The organism is Nonomuraea sp. B10E15 (assembly GCF_039871615.1).
Taxonomy (GTDB): domain Bacteria; phylum Actinomycetota; class Actinomycetes; order Streptosporangiales; family Streptosporangiaceae; genus Nonomuraea.
The window spans coordinates 555631-569782 of the sequence record NZ_JBDPMB010000002.1 but is presented as its reverse complement, the minus strand read 5'-3'; the positions used below and the strand labels follow the sequence as shown (position 1 = coordinate 569782).

The 14152-nt window shown below is 68.0% G+C and carries 12 protein-coding genes; 8 read left to right on the top strand and 4 right to left on the bottom strand.

Annotation, left to right across the window (positions count from 1 at the left end; genetic code table 11):
* Positions 1-98 precede the first annotated feature (98 nt).
* The 3 genes from ABGB14_RS11580 to ABGB14_RS11570 all read left to right on the top strand — a co-directional run bounded on the left by ABGB14_RS11580 (position 99) and on the right by ABGB14_RS11570 (position 3651).
* Positions 99-1493 carry a glycoside hydrolase family 43 protein gene (locus ABGB14_RS11580; protein ID WP_347643597.1) on the top strand — a complete coding sequence of 465 codons (1395 nt, stop codon included), beginning with the start codon at positions 99-101 and terminating at the stop codon, positions 1491-1493.
* 292 nt (positions 1494-1785) lie between these two features.
* Positions 1786-2286 carry a hypothetical protein gene (locus tag ABGB14_RS11575; protein ID WP_347643596.1) on the top strand — a complete coding sequence of 167 codons (501 nt, stop codon included), beginning with the start codon at positions 1786-1788 and terminating at the stop codon, positions 2284-2286.
* Between the two features lie 525 nt (positions 2287-2811).
* Entirely contained in the window at positions 2812-3651 is an 840-nt protein-coding gene (locus tag ABGB14_RS11570; protein ID WP_347643595.1) for a PQQ-binding-like beta-propeller repeat protein, read from the top strand.
* A 120-nt stretch (positions 3652-3771) separates the two neighbouring features.
* Here ABGB14_RS11570 and ABGB14_RS11565 read toward each other — a convergent pair whose 3' ends face one another.
* Positions 3772-6261 carry a hypothetical protein gene (locus ABGB14_RS11565; RefSeq protein WP_347643594.1) on the bottom strand — a complete coding sequence of 830 codons (2490 nt, stop codon included), beginning with the start codon at positions 6259-6261 and terminating at the stop codon, positions 3772-3774.
* Between the two features lie 194 nt (positions 6262-6455).
* On the opposite strand from ABGB14_RS11565, the gene ABGB14_RS11560 reads away from it, so the two are divergent.
* The 4 genes from ABGB14_RS11560 (at position 6456) to ABGB14_RS11545 (ending at position 11467) form a co-directional block, all read left to right on the top strand.
* A complete protein-coding gene (locus ABGB14_RS11560; protein ID WP_347643593.1) occupies positions 6456-8402 on the top strand; it encodes a tetratricopeptide repeat protein in 1947 nt (648 codons plus the stop codon).
* Between the two features lie 128 nt (positions 8403-8530).
* Entirely contained in the window at positions 8531-9031 is a 501-nt protein-coding gene (locus ABGB14_RS11555) for an anthrone oxygenase family protein (RefSeq protein WP_347643592.1), read from the top strand.
* 280 nt (positions 9032-9311) lie between these two features.
* The gene (locus tag ABGB14_RS11550; protein WP_347643591.1) at positions 9312-11318 is read left to right on the top strand and encodes a BTAD domain-containing putative transcriptional regulator; all 2007 of its coding nucleotides are present in this window, start codon (positions 9312-9314) and stop codon (positions 11316-11318) included.
* Positions 11315-11467, top strand: coding sequence for a hypothetical protein (locus ABGB14_RS11545; RefSeq protein ID WP_347643590.1), 153 nt, complete (start codon positions 11315-11317; stop codon positions 11465-11467). The genes ABGB14_RS11550 and ABGB14_RS11545 overlap by 4 nt, the downstream gene beginning before the upstream one ends.
* 16 nt (positions 11468-11483) lie before the next feature.
* Here the strand turns inward: ABGB14_RS11545 and ABGB14_RS11540 are convergent, their stop codons facing one another.
* Positions 11484-11981, bottom strand: a complete 498-nt coding sequence (locus ABGB14_RS11540; protein ID WP_347643589.1) for a hypothetical protein — start codon at positions 11979-11981, stop codon at positions 11484-11486.
* A 214-nt stretch (positions 11982-12195) separates the two neighbouring features.
* Positions 12196-12627, bottom strand: a complete 432-nt coding sequence (locus ABGB14_RS11535) for a hypothetical protein (protein WP_347643588.1) — start codon at positions 12625-12627, stop codon at positions 12196-12198.
* A gap of 50 nt (positions 12628-12677) precedes the next feature.
* Between ABGB14_RS11535 and ABGB14_RS11530 the strand changes: the two genes are divergently transcribed.
* The gene (locus ABGB14_RS11530) at positions 12678-13511 is read left to right on the top strand and encodes a 3-keto-5-aminohexanoate cleavage protein (RefSeq protein ID WP_347643587.1); all 834 of its coding nucleotides are present in this window, start codon (positions 12678-12680) and stop codon (positions 13509-13511) included.
* A gap of 42 nt (positions 13512-13553) precedes the next feature.
* Here ABGB14_RS11530 and ABGB14_RS11525 read toward each other — a convergent pair whose 3' ends face one another.
* Entirely contained in the window at positions 13554-14114 is a 561-nt protein-coding gene (locus ABGB14_RS11525) for a PadR family transcriptional regulator (RefSeq protein WP_347643586.1), read from the bottom strand.
* Between the last annotated feature and the right edge of the window lie 38 nt (positions 14115-14152).

Here is a 14152-nt window from a genome sequence, read left to right as displayed (position 1 = left end):
GCGCGGAGCCCGCGGGCTCCGCGCCGATGGCGTGTCCCGGCACAACGCTCACACCGATCACCAGAAAACTCGCCCGGCAGAATGGAGCAAAGACCCCGATGCCCCGCCTATCACTGTGGTGTGCTCTCGCGGCCATCGCCCTGAGCATGCTGGTCGGACCTGCCTCGGCAACCGCCGCCCAGCTCACGCTGACGTACCGGAACCCGGTCAACGCAAGCGCCGACCCCAGCCTCATGTACCACGACGGCAACTACTACGTGGCCACCACCCGCGGCGACCGGATCGGCATCTGGAAGTCGCCCAGCCTGGCCACCCTGCTGGCCGCCCCCGAGCAGGTGGTCTGGCGCGACAGCGATCCGAGCCGCAACAAGCAGATGTGGGCGCCGGCCTTCCGTCACGTGGGCTCGCGCTGGTACATCTACTACACCGCCTCCGACGGGGTCGGCGCCAACCACCGCATGTACGTCCTTGAGTCGGCCGGCGACGACCCGATGGGCCCGTACGCGTTCAAGGCCAGGATCGCCGACTTCGGCGAGTACGCGATCGACGGCGAGCCGATCACCCACAACGGACAGCAGTACTTCGTCTGGAGCGGGCCGGGACGCGGCATGACCGGCCCTCAGCAGCTCTACATCGCCCGCATGAGCAACCCCTGGACGGTCACCGGCGGCCGGGTCGCGATCCCGGCGAACGGCGGCTGCACCGAGGTGCGCGAGGGCCCGACCCCGCTCTACCGCAACGGCCGGACGTTCCTGACCTACTCCACCTGCGACACCGGCAAGCCCGACTACCAGCTCTGGATGAAGAGCATCGCCAACGGCGCCGACCCGATGGTGGCCGCCAACTGGAGGCAGCACGCCGGGCCGGTGTTCGCCCGCCACGACGCCGGCGGCGTGTGGGGGCCGGGACACCACTCGTTCTTCCGCTCGCCCGACGGCACCGAAGACTGGATCGCCTACCACGCCAAGAACACCAGCACCTACACGTACTCCTTCCGCACCACCCGCGTGCAGGAGTTCACCTGGAACGCCGACGGCACCCCGAACTTCGGCCGCCCGCGCGGCGCCGGCGCCACCCGGGCGCTGCCCTCGGGGGACCCGGGTGCCACCACCTCGGTGATCAACGACACCGACCCGCAGGTCACGTACGCGGGCACGTGGAAGTCCGGGTCCGCCTGCGGCATCCAGTGCTTCTGGGGCAATGACCACTGGAGCGGCCAGGCGGGCGCCACCGCCACCATCCAGTTCACCGGCACCCAGATCGCGCTGCTGAGCGTACGCGACGTGGGCAACGGCATCGCCGCGATCTCCATCGACGGCGGTCCCGAGCAACGCGTCGACTACTACAGCAGCATCCGGGTCGGCGAACACCTCAACTACAAGAGCCCGGTCCTGCCCGCCGGGCCCCACACACTGCGCGTGCGCGTCACGGGCGACAGGAATCCCGCCTCAAGCAACACGGTGATCAGCATGGACAGGATCGAGGTGTACTAGGACCTGCATCGAAGTTCGGATCTTCAGGTGGGGGCGCAGGCTCCGGATCCACACGATGGCACCGCGCAGGCAGAGACCAGCAAGGTGGCTTTCGGGCGTTGTGTCGAACCGGAAGGCCGGCCCTCACTCTCGGCTCGGCGCGCGAAAAGAGGTTATCGGTCAAGTTGCGCCGGGCTTTGCCATGTCCTTATGCAACACCTCAAAATTGTCCGGATCTCGCCCTGGAAATGGTCACTTCCACTGAAGATACTGACGATGTTCATCGCGTACATCCCGAAAGACAGGAGGAGAAGTGACCGGCTTATCACGTTTCACGGCCTGGCGGCGCGTCGTCAGTGCTCTCGTACTTCCACTGGTAGTGCTGGTGGGCATGACAATCGCGCCCGCAGCCGCATACAGCGCGGCCGATACTCCGGAGTTTTCCTATAAATCCCAGCAGGACGAGGTCTCGGCGAACGAGACCTGCACGGGCTGGTGGGCGCTGGTGAATTCTGATGGCAGGACGGTCGGAAAGACCACCTGGTGCAACGACGGGCCGAACCAGAATCACTTCATCATCTGCGATTTGTGGGGTGACCCCTACAGCCCGGCCATCGTCGTCGACCCGGAGGGCGCGGGCCCTCCTGATGTGATCGTCTATTACGACGAGAATGGCGCGAACGACGAAAGCTGCTTCCGGCACAACATCGGCTACCAGGTTCGTAAATGGGCCAGAGGATGGACGAGACACGACAATCCGCAAGGTAGCGCTTATATCAAGCTACCTTGGATGAGCCCCGCGGGACCGTTCTAGTGATGACCGGCGGCACCACGCAGTAGAGAGGGCGGCCCAGTCGGTGGACTGGGCCGTTTCTCTGGTTCGGCGTTGCCGGGCGTGCAAGGAGAATAGGTCTTTCTTCTCAACCCCCTCACCCGATACGGAGGTCATCGAGCGTGACCGTAGGCACCGTGCCCCACGGCGATCTGGCCCGCACCGGCCGGTGTGCCGGTCCGGGCATCGTCAGCGAACCGCAGGTGGTAAGGAGGTTCTCCACTCCTGCGAGCCCTTCGCTTCCGGCTGCCGCCGATGGGGTGATGTACGTGAGCGACGCCGAGGGCAACGCCTGCGCCTTCGACCTCGGCACAGGCCATCGGCTGTGGATTCGGCAGCACTGCGCCAACCCCCTGGATCACGACGACTGGGGTCGGTTGCGCTTGCAGCGGCCCCCGGCTCTCACTCGCGGCCTGGTCATCATCGACACAGGTGAGGAGATCTTCGGGTGCGACAGAGGCGACGGGACGGTTGAGGTGGAAGTCCGAAGGAGCAGGCAGACCCACCGTGGTCGACGACCTGCTTCTGGCAACCGATTTTGGGCTCATGGCGCGCGACGCTGCCTCGGGCCGGCTCCTCTGGCAGGCCGACGAGCGATCCGGCGACCACACGTACGCCCTGCTCAACGTCCATCCCACCATCGCGGAGGACATGCTGCTGGTGACCGAGGGGTATGAGCCGCACCGCCACGAAGACAGCGGGGTGCATGCCTTCGACCTGCGCACCGGCGCTCTGCGCTGGGAGATCTGGGGAGATGACGAACCGGCGTGCGCCCAGATACCGCCCTGTGCCAACCCGGACGCCGTGCTGGTCATGGGTCCGCCCGTCTGGGCACGCGGTCTCGTGTGGATACGCCATTACCGGGTGCATGGTGCCGATCTCCCGGACGAAACGAAGCTGGTCGGCCTCGATCTGAGGACGGGGCGACCGCAGCGGACACTTGCCTTGGAGGGGGTTGACGACTATTTGGAGCCTCACATCGGAGCGCCGATCTTCGGGCCCGATCTGGCCTACTGCCAGGCCGATAAGCGGATCGACGCGCTGGATCTCGTCACCGGGACCGTTCGATGGAGCAGACGCCTGGCCACGTCCATGGTGGGAGCGCCATTGCTCGCCGGAGACGTGCTGCACGTGGCCACCGAGAACGGTGGCCTGCACGCCTTCGACGCCGGCACCGGCGACCCGAGATGGAGCATCGCCTTGGAGGAGACCACCACGTGGTCGGCGGCGGACTTCCTCTACAAGTTAGGCGAGGTGGCGGGATATGACGAGGTCGCGGCCCCCTTCGTCCTCACGGACGGGCATCTTTTCGCCCGCACCGACAACGCCGTGCTCATGCTCCGCTGAAAGATCAGCCAGCCCTGCGCCGAGGCCACCGCTTCAGCCACGGTGATGCGGTTCGATCGAACGCCGGGATCTCATCCCGGCGTTCGATCGCGTCACGACAGCGGCAGCGGGGCGAAGCCGTCAAAGGAAGCCCGGTACGACGTCCAGCGCGAGGGTTCCGCCCTGCCATCCGCTCACCAGCCAGGGCACGGCGGCGTAGTAGAGCCCGATCCCGAGCACGAGTCCCAGCATCAGGCCCCCGGCGGACCACAGAACCCGTCCGCGGCTCCCGGCGAAGGCGCCGAACAGCAGGCCGAATCCGGTCACCAGGACCAGGGCGAGCGCTCCCGGCAGCAGGCCGGGGGGCGCGGCCATCAGGTTCCGCGGGTCGATCACCGTGACGTCCCAGTCGGCTTGGGCCACCGCCGCACGGACCCCGCTCACGTCCCCGGCGAGCCACCAGTCGGGGATGGGCAGTGGCGGGCGTGCCGACGCCAGGTTCCACGCCTGCAAGGACGGAAGGTCCACCAGAGCGCCGGGCTCATTGAGCGGAATGCCTGGCATGTGCTCGACGACACCGGCGAGCTGAACCCGCACCCGCTGCCGCCCCAGAGCCATGAAGCCGGTCTCGCCCGTGGTGAGCTTCGCGGAGGTGGCCAGCTCGGGCGTGAGCACGATGGGCAGCGGCCGGTCAGGAGAGGCGTCCACCGGCACCGGCCGCACGACGGCCGCGGCGGCATTCACCTTGAGCGAGAACAGCCCTCCGCCGTCCTGCGCGCCTTCCGACCAGCGCTGATCCCGCGTCAGGGCCACCTGCCGGCCGTCGGCGCTCAGCACGGTCACGGTGACCACATGAGGGAAGTCGTCGGTCGAGTCCGCCAGGAAACCACGGACGGCGAGCGGATAGGCGATCTGGCCGCCCGGCCCCGCCAGACCGGCCAGGTCCACGTCGGCCTTCGTGGTGCCCTCGCGCAGCGGTGCGACGGGCAGGTGGTGCCAGACGCCGAGCGCGTCGGAGAGCACCACGCGCAACCGCGGCGGGTCGGCGTCGGCGGGCGCCTCCGTCTCGACGGTGAGCGTACGAGGGGTGCCGGGGAGGTTCAGGGCGCCGATCCTCGGACGACCGGCGGCCATCGCGGCCGCCATCTGGGTGACGCTACGGTCCGACAGGCCGGGCCGTAGCCGCATCACCTCGGCAAGGTGGTCCGCGTCGATGCCCAGGAGCGTGGTGCGCCGAAGGTCGACCTCGGTGCGGTCGCGGTGGCCCGGCACGGCGGCGGTGACGCCGGGCAGCGCGGCGAAGGCCGTGCCACGGCCCAGCACGTCCGGCTTGCCGCCCGCGGCGGGGCCGGTCAGCCGCAGATCCGCTCCGGTCAGGTGGGCCGCCTGATCCATCTGGGACGTACGCCAGGTCGCCGCGCCTCCGGCCGCGACCACGGCCACCGCGGCGGCCACGGCGGCGGCGGTCGCCGCCCTACCCGGTCTCGGCACCTTGACCTCGACGAGCAGGAGCACCGCCGCGAGCAGCGCCATCGCCATCGCCGGCAGGAGCGACCCCACATCGAGGCCCGGCGGCGGTGGCCGCAGCCCTGAGGCGGGCCACCATGGCAGCGTGCCGGCCAGGGTGAGCAGGGGCCGGGCGGCGAAAGGCCCGACGATCGCGCAGCACGCGACCAGCACCGCCGTACCCGGGTGCGGCTTGCTCTGCCCGGGGCTGGGCAGCAGCACCAGCGCCAGGGCCAGGGCCGCCGTCAGGCCGAGGACCGTCCATCGGGCCGCCGAAGCGCCTGCCTCCTGCCGGGCGAGCGACTCGGGAAGGGCGCTGAACGGCGCGCAGTCGGGACATCCGCTCGCCTGAAACCGCTCCCGCAGGCCGGCCAGCCGGGTGGCCGCCTCATGCAGCCGCCCGAGCGACATGCCGCGCAGATCGGGGGTGATGGTCCAGGTCGCGTCCACCGTCGTTGCGAAGTTGTCAAGGAAGGTCGCCTGATCCACCATGAGCGGGCCGTACGTCGTGTAGCCGTCCCGCTGGACACCGGGGCCGAACATCGGGTCGGCGGCCCAGCGTGGGCCACGCGGGTCCTCCGGCACGAACACCCCGGTGATCCTGACCTTCACCGGCTTGGCGTCGATGCGACCGACCGTGGTGAACACCTGCCCGGTCGTCAGACCGGTGTACGAGGCGGCGGCCTGGGAGATCGTCGCCTCGATCGGCTCGGTGCGCGAGCGCGGCCAGGAACCGGACACCAGCCTGGCATGCTGCTGGAACCCGTCGAAACTGTCGAACCTGAGCCGTTCCGGCCGCCGGTATCGCACGTTCTCCTGGCCCGGCATGGCGTAGCCGTCCGAGCGGAGCAAGGTGGTCACCTGCCGGGGCTCGCCGCCCAAGGCCCAGTCCGCCTGCTCCCGGACGATGCGGTCAATTGTGGTGAAGGTCTCCACGTTGATGAATCCGGCGACCTTGACGTCGACATCCTGCGGTGACGCGGTCTCCATGGCATGCCGCACTCCCCCGTCGCCCAGGGAGAAGGCGCTCAGGCCGAGCCCGCCGAACACCGTGGCCACCAGCAGGACCAGCACGGCGAGCCGTAACCCGGGCACCGCGCTTGAGCCGTCTTCACGTGTCCCCATGGCCAGCCGGCTCCCTTGGTGTCGAGATCCCTGATGATCGGATCGGTCGGACATGCCGACGGTTTCGGGCGGAGACAAGCGCTCAACGTCCGCACAGAGACTATGAGCGCAGGTGAGGACATCGCGAGGGCATGCGATGGACATTTGCGGGGCACCGGGCTTGTGTCGTGGGAAACCGCGTTACTGTCCCGACCATGGTGGAGAATCGCATCAATTCGGAGATGTTGCTTCGACATCCCGGCTTACCCGACGGCCCCGATCTGCGATACGCCCACGTCCTCATGGAGGAGATCGAGGCTCTGCGCGGGCAGCCCCGCGAAGCCTGGCCCATGCCGTACGCGCTGGCCCAGCCGTTGCGGAGGCTCGGCGCCGAGTTGGAGCACCCAGGCTGGTACTCGCTCGCGCGGCTGGCCTATCTCGAAGCGACCGATGTCTACCGAGCGGATGACCAGGCCGCCGGCGACGTCCTAGACGACTACCACCACACGCTCAGCTCTCTGGGCGACGTTCTCATGGAGTTGCGGCGCTACGAGGAAGTTCTGCCGATCAAACAGGAAGAGCAGGCGGTGGGCCTGCGCCTGGCGATCATGGACACGTCCGCCCTTGACCTGGCGAACGACGCGCGAACCATGTTCATCCGCATCTTGGTGCGGCTCGGGCGGCACGGTGAAGCGCTGGACTCGGCGGCAGAGGCGGTCCGGGAGATCCGGCGGCAACCGGACGGCAAACCCGGCCGGCCCAAGGACTACACCCTGGCGTACGCGCTCGCCCAATATGCCGACTGCCTGACCGGCGTCGGCCGTTTCGACGAGGCCGTCGGCGCCGCCGCTGAGACGGTGAACATCTGGCGCGGTCACCACGGCACCGGTGATGAGCTGGACTGGCTCGTCACGAGCCGGCTCTGCGAGGCGTTGGGGCGGCTGGGCGACGCCTTCGCGGAGGTCGGGCGATACGAGGAGGCGTACGCGGCCTTCATCGAGCGCGTGGAAGTGTGCAGGCGGTCGGTCGATGGGGACGACGACTTCTACGGGTTGCGCGCCCTGGCCATCACGCTGAACAACGTCGCCATCGGCCTGAAACGGTCAGGTCGGTGGCGAGAGGCGGTGGCCGCCGACGAGGAAGCCGTGGAGCTCGATCGCGCACTCGCGGCTCGGGCGCTGGACCGCCGGCACCGGTTCGAGCGCTTGTTTCCCGATCCGGATGAGGAGCAAGCTCTCTACGCGGGTGGTCAGCCGATGGGCAGGGACCTTTTCGACGACGGCGGGCTGAGCGAAGTCAATGACCTTTTCGATGACGAGGAACTCGACGAGGAATTCATCGAGACCGTCGAGTTCGACGGTGAGATCCGGGACGATCACCTCGCCGTTTTCCGCGAGGAGGTCCGCGAGGCCGAGCTGAGCTTGTGCGTCAGCCTCGACAACCTGGGCGTTGACCTGCATGACCTGAACCGGCCCGAGGCCGCGCTGGCGGCGAGCGTCGAGGCCGTCGAGATCGCCCGCCGTAACCAGGACGCCGCCCCGCAACTCGCGCTGGCGTTGAACAACATGTCGTGCGACCTGGCGGTCCTGAACCGCCAGGAGGAGGCGGTGGAGGCCGCGCGGGAGGCCGTCACCCTGCTCACCACCCTCGCGGCCACCGACCCCGAGACGCACGAGCGGACTCTCGGCCTCGCGCTGCACACGTTGTGCGTGTCGGCGTCGAGAACGGACCCTTACGAGGCATCGAGAACGGGCCCGTACGAGGAGGAGGCCCTGGCCGCCTCGCTGCAATGCCTGACCGTCTATCGGCGCCTCCACCAGCTCGGCCCGCACCGTCTGGCCGGAGACCTCGCTCTGGCGTTGACCGACCACGGCCTCATACGATCCCGGCGAGGTGAACACGCCGAGGCGCTGGCGGCCACGGCGGAGTCGGTGGAGCTGTACCGGCTGCCGGCCGCGCGGCATCCGGCTAGCTTCGGCGGCGGGCACGCGAGCGCACTGCTGAATTTCGCCGAGGTCCACTCGGCCGCCGGCGCGCATGTGGAGGCCCGTACGGCGGCGGAGGAGGCGGTCGCGCTGTACGAGTCGCTGGCCGTGGACCTGCCCGAGGCTTATGAGCCCGGCCTGGCCCGCGCGCGCTCGGTTCTGAGCCGCCTGATGTAAGAAGAGCCGGGTTTCGGACCCGTTTCATCGCCGCTTCAGGCCACTGCGAGCGGGTGCGGGCGTTATCAATTGACGAATGCGTCCGCGACTTCTGACACTTTATATGCGTGATGCGAAAGGCAAGAAGAATGTTTGTTCTGCGTACGGCCGTGCTCATCGCGGCGACCATGGCGACCGGCCTCGTGGCGGGAGTGTGCGGGCTCTACCAGCACACCATTATGCGCGGCCTCGCCCGCACGGACGACCGTACCTTCGTGAGCGCCTTTCAGGCCATCGACCGCGCCATCATGAACCCCTGGTTCATGATGGCCTTCATGGGTGCGCTGGTCTTCACCGGGCTGGCGGCGGTGCTCCACTTCGCGCAGGACGTCCGCTCGGTGCTGCCCTGGCTGATCACCGCGTTCGTCCTCTACCTGATCACCTTCGGCATCACGATGGCCGTCAACGTGCCGCTCAACGAGGCCATCAAGGCGGCCGGCGATCCGGCCGGGATCGCGGACCTCGGTGAGGTGCGCCGCCAGTTCGACGAGGCGAGGTGGTCCGGCTACAACCTCGTCCGCACGATCACCACCACCGTGGCGTTCGGCGTCCTGTGCTGGGCGCTCGTCATCAGCGGCAACGCCGACTGACGGTCCCGCGCGCCCGTGCGGTGCCCGCAACAAGTCTTGTGAATGTCCGGTCGAATTGGTGGTCGAACCCACCGGACCTGCGCCATGATGAATACGGGGAGCACAGGTTTCAATACGGCCCGGCAGACCTGCCGACCGTGATTATCGAAGACCAGTCGGCTATTTCTTCGACGGTCGGGTCCGACGGCAGGCCGGCGACGGCGCCGTGGATTCATGAGGTTCAATGGTGTTCGAAGATACTGATCTCGCATTCAATGTGCTGGGGCCTTTGGAGGTGTATGTGCGAGGCCGGCTGGTGCCGGTCGGCTCTCCCAAGCAGCGGGCGCTGCTGGCGACGTTGGCGCTGAAGGCGGGAAGCCCGGTGTCCAACAAGGACCTCGCGGTCGCGGTGTGGGGTTGCGACCAGCCGGAGGCGCCGCGCCGGGCCGTGCAGCTCATCGTGTCGCGGGCTCGTACGCTGCTGGGCGGAGCCGCCATCGTCACGTGCGCCGACGGCTACCTCATAGAGGTTCGGCCGGAGCGGCTCGATCTGGGGCGGTTCCGATACTGGCTGGAGCAGGCGGAGGTGGCCGCCGGACGCTCGGATCCGGAGATGGAGGCAGCCGCTCTCACCGAGGCGCTGGCCCAGTGGCGCGACAGACCGCTGGCGGGCATCCCGTCCGATTTTCTCGAACAGCAGGCGAACCAGCTGGTGGAGCGGCGGCTGCGGGCGCTGGAGCGGCGCTTCGACGTCGACCTGCTGCTGGGCCGCCATCACGACCTCGTGAGCGAGCTCATGGAGATGACCACGCGGCATCCGTTGCGTGAGCGGTTCTGGGCCCAGCTCATGACGGCTCTGCATCACAGTGGCCGGCGGGCGGAGGCGCTGGAGGCCTATCACACCGGGCGGCGGCACCTCGTCGAGACGCTGGGCATCGAGCCCGGGGAAGAGCTGCGCCGGCTCCAGATGACCGTTCTCGGGCATGGGGCGGCCGAACCGGAGGTCTCGGCGACGACCCTCACCGTGCCGAGGCAGTTGCCGTCGCCGATCTCGGTGTTCGTGGGGCGGAGGCGGGAGATCGCCGAGCTGGACCGCCTGACCAGGGAGCGGGGACCGGGTCCGGGATCGATCGTGCTGATCAGCGGGACCGCCGGGGTGGGCAAGACCGCGCTGGCACTGCACTGGTCCCGCCGCGTGGCCGACCTGTTTCCCGATGGCCAGTTGTGGGCCGACCTGCGCGGCTACGATCACCGCCCGATGACGAGGCCGGAGCAGGTGCTCACCTCGTTCCTGCGTGCCCTGCACGTGCCGGAGCGGGACATCCCGCCGGATCTGGAGAGCCGGAGCGCCCTCTACCGGTCGCTGATGGACGGCCGGCGCGCGCTCGTCGTGCTCGACAACGCGCGTACCGCGGAGCAGGTGCGCCCCCTGATTCCCGGCAGTGCCCCCAACACCGTGGTCGTGACCAGCCGCTCGCGGCTCACCGGCCTGGTGGCCGCCGACGGTGCCCAGACGATCGCCCTGGACGTGTTCAGCTCTCAGGACGCCGGCGAGATGCTGAGCGCACGGCTCGGGGCCGACCGGATCGGCGCCGAGCCCGCCGCCACCCGGCGGATCGTGGAGCGGTGCGCACACCTGCCACTCGCGCTCGCCGTCGCTGCGGCCCGCCTGAGCCAGCAGCCTCATCAGACTCTGGCGGCGGTCGCAGACCGTCCGCAGGCCCTATGGGAGATCCCGGACGAGTTCCCGGGTCCCGACACCGCCACCGATGTCCGCGCCGTCTTCTCCTGGTCATACCGGACGTTGAGCGAGCCGGCCGCACGCCTCTTCCGGCTCATGGGCGTGCACCCCGGGACCCAGATGACCGCCGCCGCCCTGGCCAGCCTGGCAGCGATGCCGCTCGATGACCTGCAGCCGTTGCTGGACGAACTGACCGGCGCCAACCTGGTCACCGAATCCGCGACCGGCCACTACGGCCTGCACGCACTGCTCCACGTCTACGCCGGCGAACTCGCCAGGACGCATGATGACGCGAGCGAGCGACGGGCGGCCCTGCGCCGGGTCCTCGACCACTATCTGCACACCGCGTACGCCGCCGCCACGCTGATCGAGCCGGCGGACGACCCCATCCGCCTCGCGCCGCCCGACTCCGCGTCGACGCCGTTGTCCCTTCAGGACCGGGACCAGGCCCTGGCCTGGTTCAGGGCCGAGCACACCAACCTGATTGCGGCGATCGAAAGGGCCTTCGGCCACGGGTTCGAGACCCATGCATACGTGGCAGGTGGCCGACAAGCATCCAGCGAGTGAGCCGGAAACTCCCGCAGACCATGACCCGAAACCTCTATCTCACACGCGTCACGGCTGAGGCCACTCCCGACGAGCAGGGTCGCACGGTCGATCTGCTCGCCAGCGGAATCGACGACTGGCACGGGCAGGTCGGCACCCAGGGCGGATAGCGGCGCCCGTGCGGGATCAGCCGCAGTTGTCTTCCATTTTGATCATGCACTGCCAATCCACCACCCAGAGCCGGTGGTCGCCTGTGGTGAGCCCGGCGACCACCTCAAGGTCCTCTATGAGTTCTCCGGGCTTCGGCGGCTCGTCGCGCTTCAGGAGCTCCTTGCAGGAGTAGGCGGACCATTTCTGTGCTGCGAGACCTTCCTCGCCCCGCTTGCGACACTCGTCCTTGCTGAAGGTGCCGTAGTAGATCTCCCCTCCCGGCTTGCCCGTCCAGGTGGGGCTTGAGTGAGGTGAAGCCGCGGGGTGAGATTCCACAGGGGAGGAGGGCGAGGGAGAGACCGGCACCACAGGCGCCTGGAGCGTCCCCGGAGTGGGCGTCGAGACAGGGTCGGCCGCTCTCGCGAGTCGAATCCCCTGACGAGAAGAGGCCCCCGACGTTTCGCCTGCCGTGCCCGTTGTGGAGGTGACCACGATCACCACGCTGACCACTGAGCTCACGATGAGGATGAGCACGGCCGCAGCGCAGGAAACGACGACTCCGGACCGCCACCGCTTATCCCGCGGAAATGCCACGTGACCTCCCAACGCTCCTGGGGACAACCGCATGAAGGCATACGCCTTCATTTTTCGGAGTAGAAAGCAACCGATCAAGGCTTTGCGACCGGACATATTCCGAGCATTTTGGTCGGTGGTCGGCCGAAGCGGTCGGCCGGAGGACCGTCGCCCATCACCAATCGTAGGCCCGGTCGATCTCCCTGGCGTATTCGTTCTCTGCGGCCAGGTCTGCCCGGCTCGGCACATACCACAGGAACGGCGTTCGGACGTTCAAGAGATCGACGATGTACCGGCCGATGTCAATGCGGACCAGTTCCCGTGCCGGGACGGAGCGGAGGAGCCGGGCTTCGAGGACTTCGCCGCATAGCTGGAAGATGCTCTTTCCACCGATGCCGCGCCAGGGCAACAAGGAGATCGTCACGCCCAGTGCCTCGGCCACCAGCGCCGGCGCCTTACAAAATGTCCCTTCCCGGAACGTGCAACCGAGCGCCGGCTCCAAGGTGCTCGCCATATCCTCCGGCGAGACGAACGGCTTGGTCGGCTCGTCTGGAGTGAGGTCGGCATCCGTCCGAATCGAGAAGCCGACTTCCGTCACTCTCAACATTCGTGCAGGCTAGCATTGAATGCTTTTCACCCTGGGGCGAGATTCGGCTCTTGAGCGGGGCATTCGCCCGCTCGCCCGGACTTTTTCCGGGCATCTACACCGGCGTCGCCGTCGCCCGGCAGCGAGTGTCACACGCACCTGAGACGATGCATCACATGCTGCAGGTCTGTCTGAACGGCGCCAGAAACCGAATCGAGTCGGCCCACCTCCCCATGACCCCACAGGACCTGGCGGAGGCCGCCCGTGAGGCCGTCGAGGCCGGAGCTCAGGACATCCATCTCCACCCCAAGAACCACGACGGCGAAGACACTCTCGACCCCGCTCATGTCGACGCGGCGATCACTGCCGTGCGAGCGGCTGTCCCAGCCGTCCCCATCGGGGTCACAACCGGGGCGTGGACATTGCCCGATGCTCGGCAACGAGCCGCGATGGTCGGCTCCTGGGCCGTGCTACCCGATCACGCGTCTGTGAACTGGCACGAAGACGGCGCCACGATCGTCGCGAGCGCACTGCTGGAACGAGGTATCGGAATCGAAGCCGGTATCTACACCGAAACCGAAGCCGCCCGGCGCTTCCTCACGTGGCCACAACGACACCGCGTGCTGCGCGTCATTGCGGAGGTCACCGACACCAACCCGCAAACGGCCGCAGCCACCGCCATCACCCTGTTGAACGAGCTCAGCGGCACGGGCCTGCCGATCCTTCTCCACGGTGAGGAGACAGCGGCCTGGACCGTGCTTCGCACCGCGGCCATTCGCGGGCTGGACACCCGGATCGGCATGGAAGACGTACTCCGGCTACCCGATGGAGCTCCCGCCACGAGTAACGCCGCTCTGATCCGGGCCGCGCATGCCATGATCCAGGAATTCCGGCCGTTCCCATGACCAACGTCACCATTACTCCGGGCCCTCCGCAGAGGCCCTGCTCTATTCGCTGTCGGTCCGATGTCGGTGCATTGCGTCAGGGGCGCTCATCGCCACCGACGTGAACCAGTCGAGGGTGAAGCGGTGCGAGGCTATGCCGTATTCGAGAGTCGCCTTCTGATAAACCGCGATGTCGCGCTGCTCCTCACGCACGTCCACGGCGGCGATGTGCCGGCCGAGGGCGGAGAGCGCCGCGAGGTCGGTCTCGATGCGCGCTGTGATGCGGCGGAGCACCGGGACGCGTTCGGCGGGATCGAGCAGGCCGAGGAAGTACAGCCTCGACAGCGCCGCGGTCTCAAGGTCGGGCCCGGCCGGCTCCCCCATCATCCACGTGCGGAACTCCTCGCGGCCGGCGTCGGTCAGGCGGTACACCTTGCGTCCCCGGCCTCCGGTTTCGATGCTTGCGACCTCGATGAACCCCCGCTCCAGCAGGGTGCCCAGCGCGCGTTTGATGCTGCCGGAGCTGGCGCTGTAGAAGAGCGCGACGCCTGCCTCGAAGCCTTTGATGAGGTCGTAGAAGCTCGCCGGGGCGATCAGGAGCAGACCGAGGATCACATGGGCCATTGACGAAGCATATCTCGTTGACCCTCATAGACATGTCT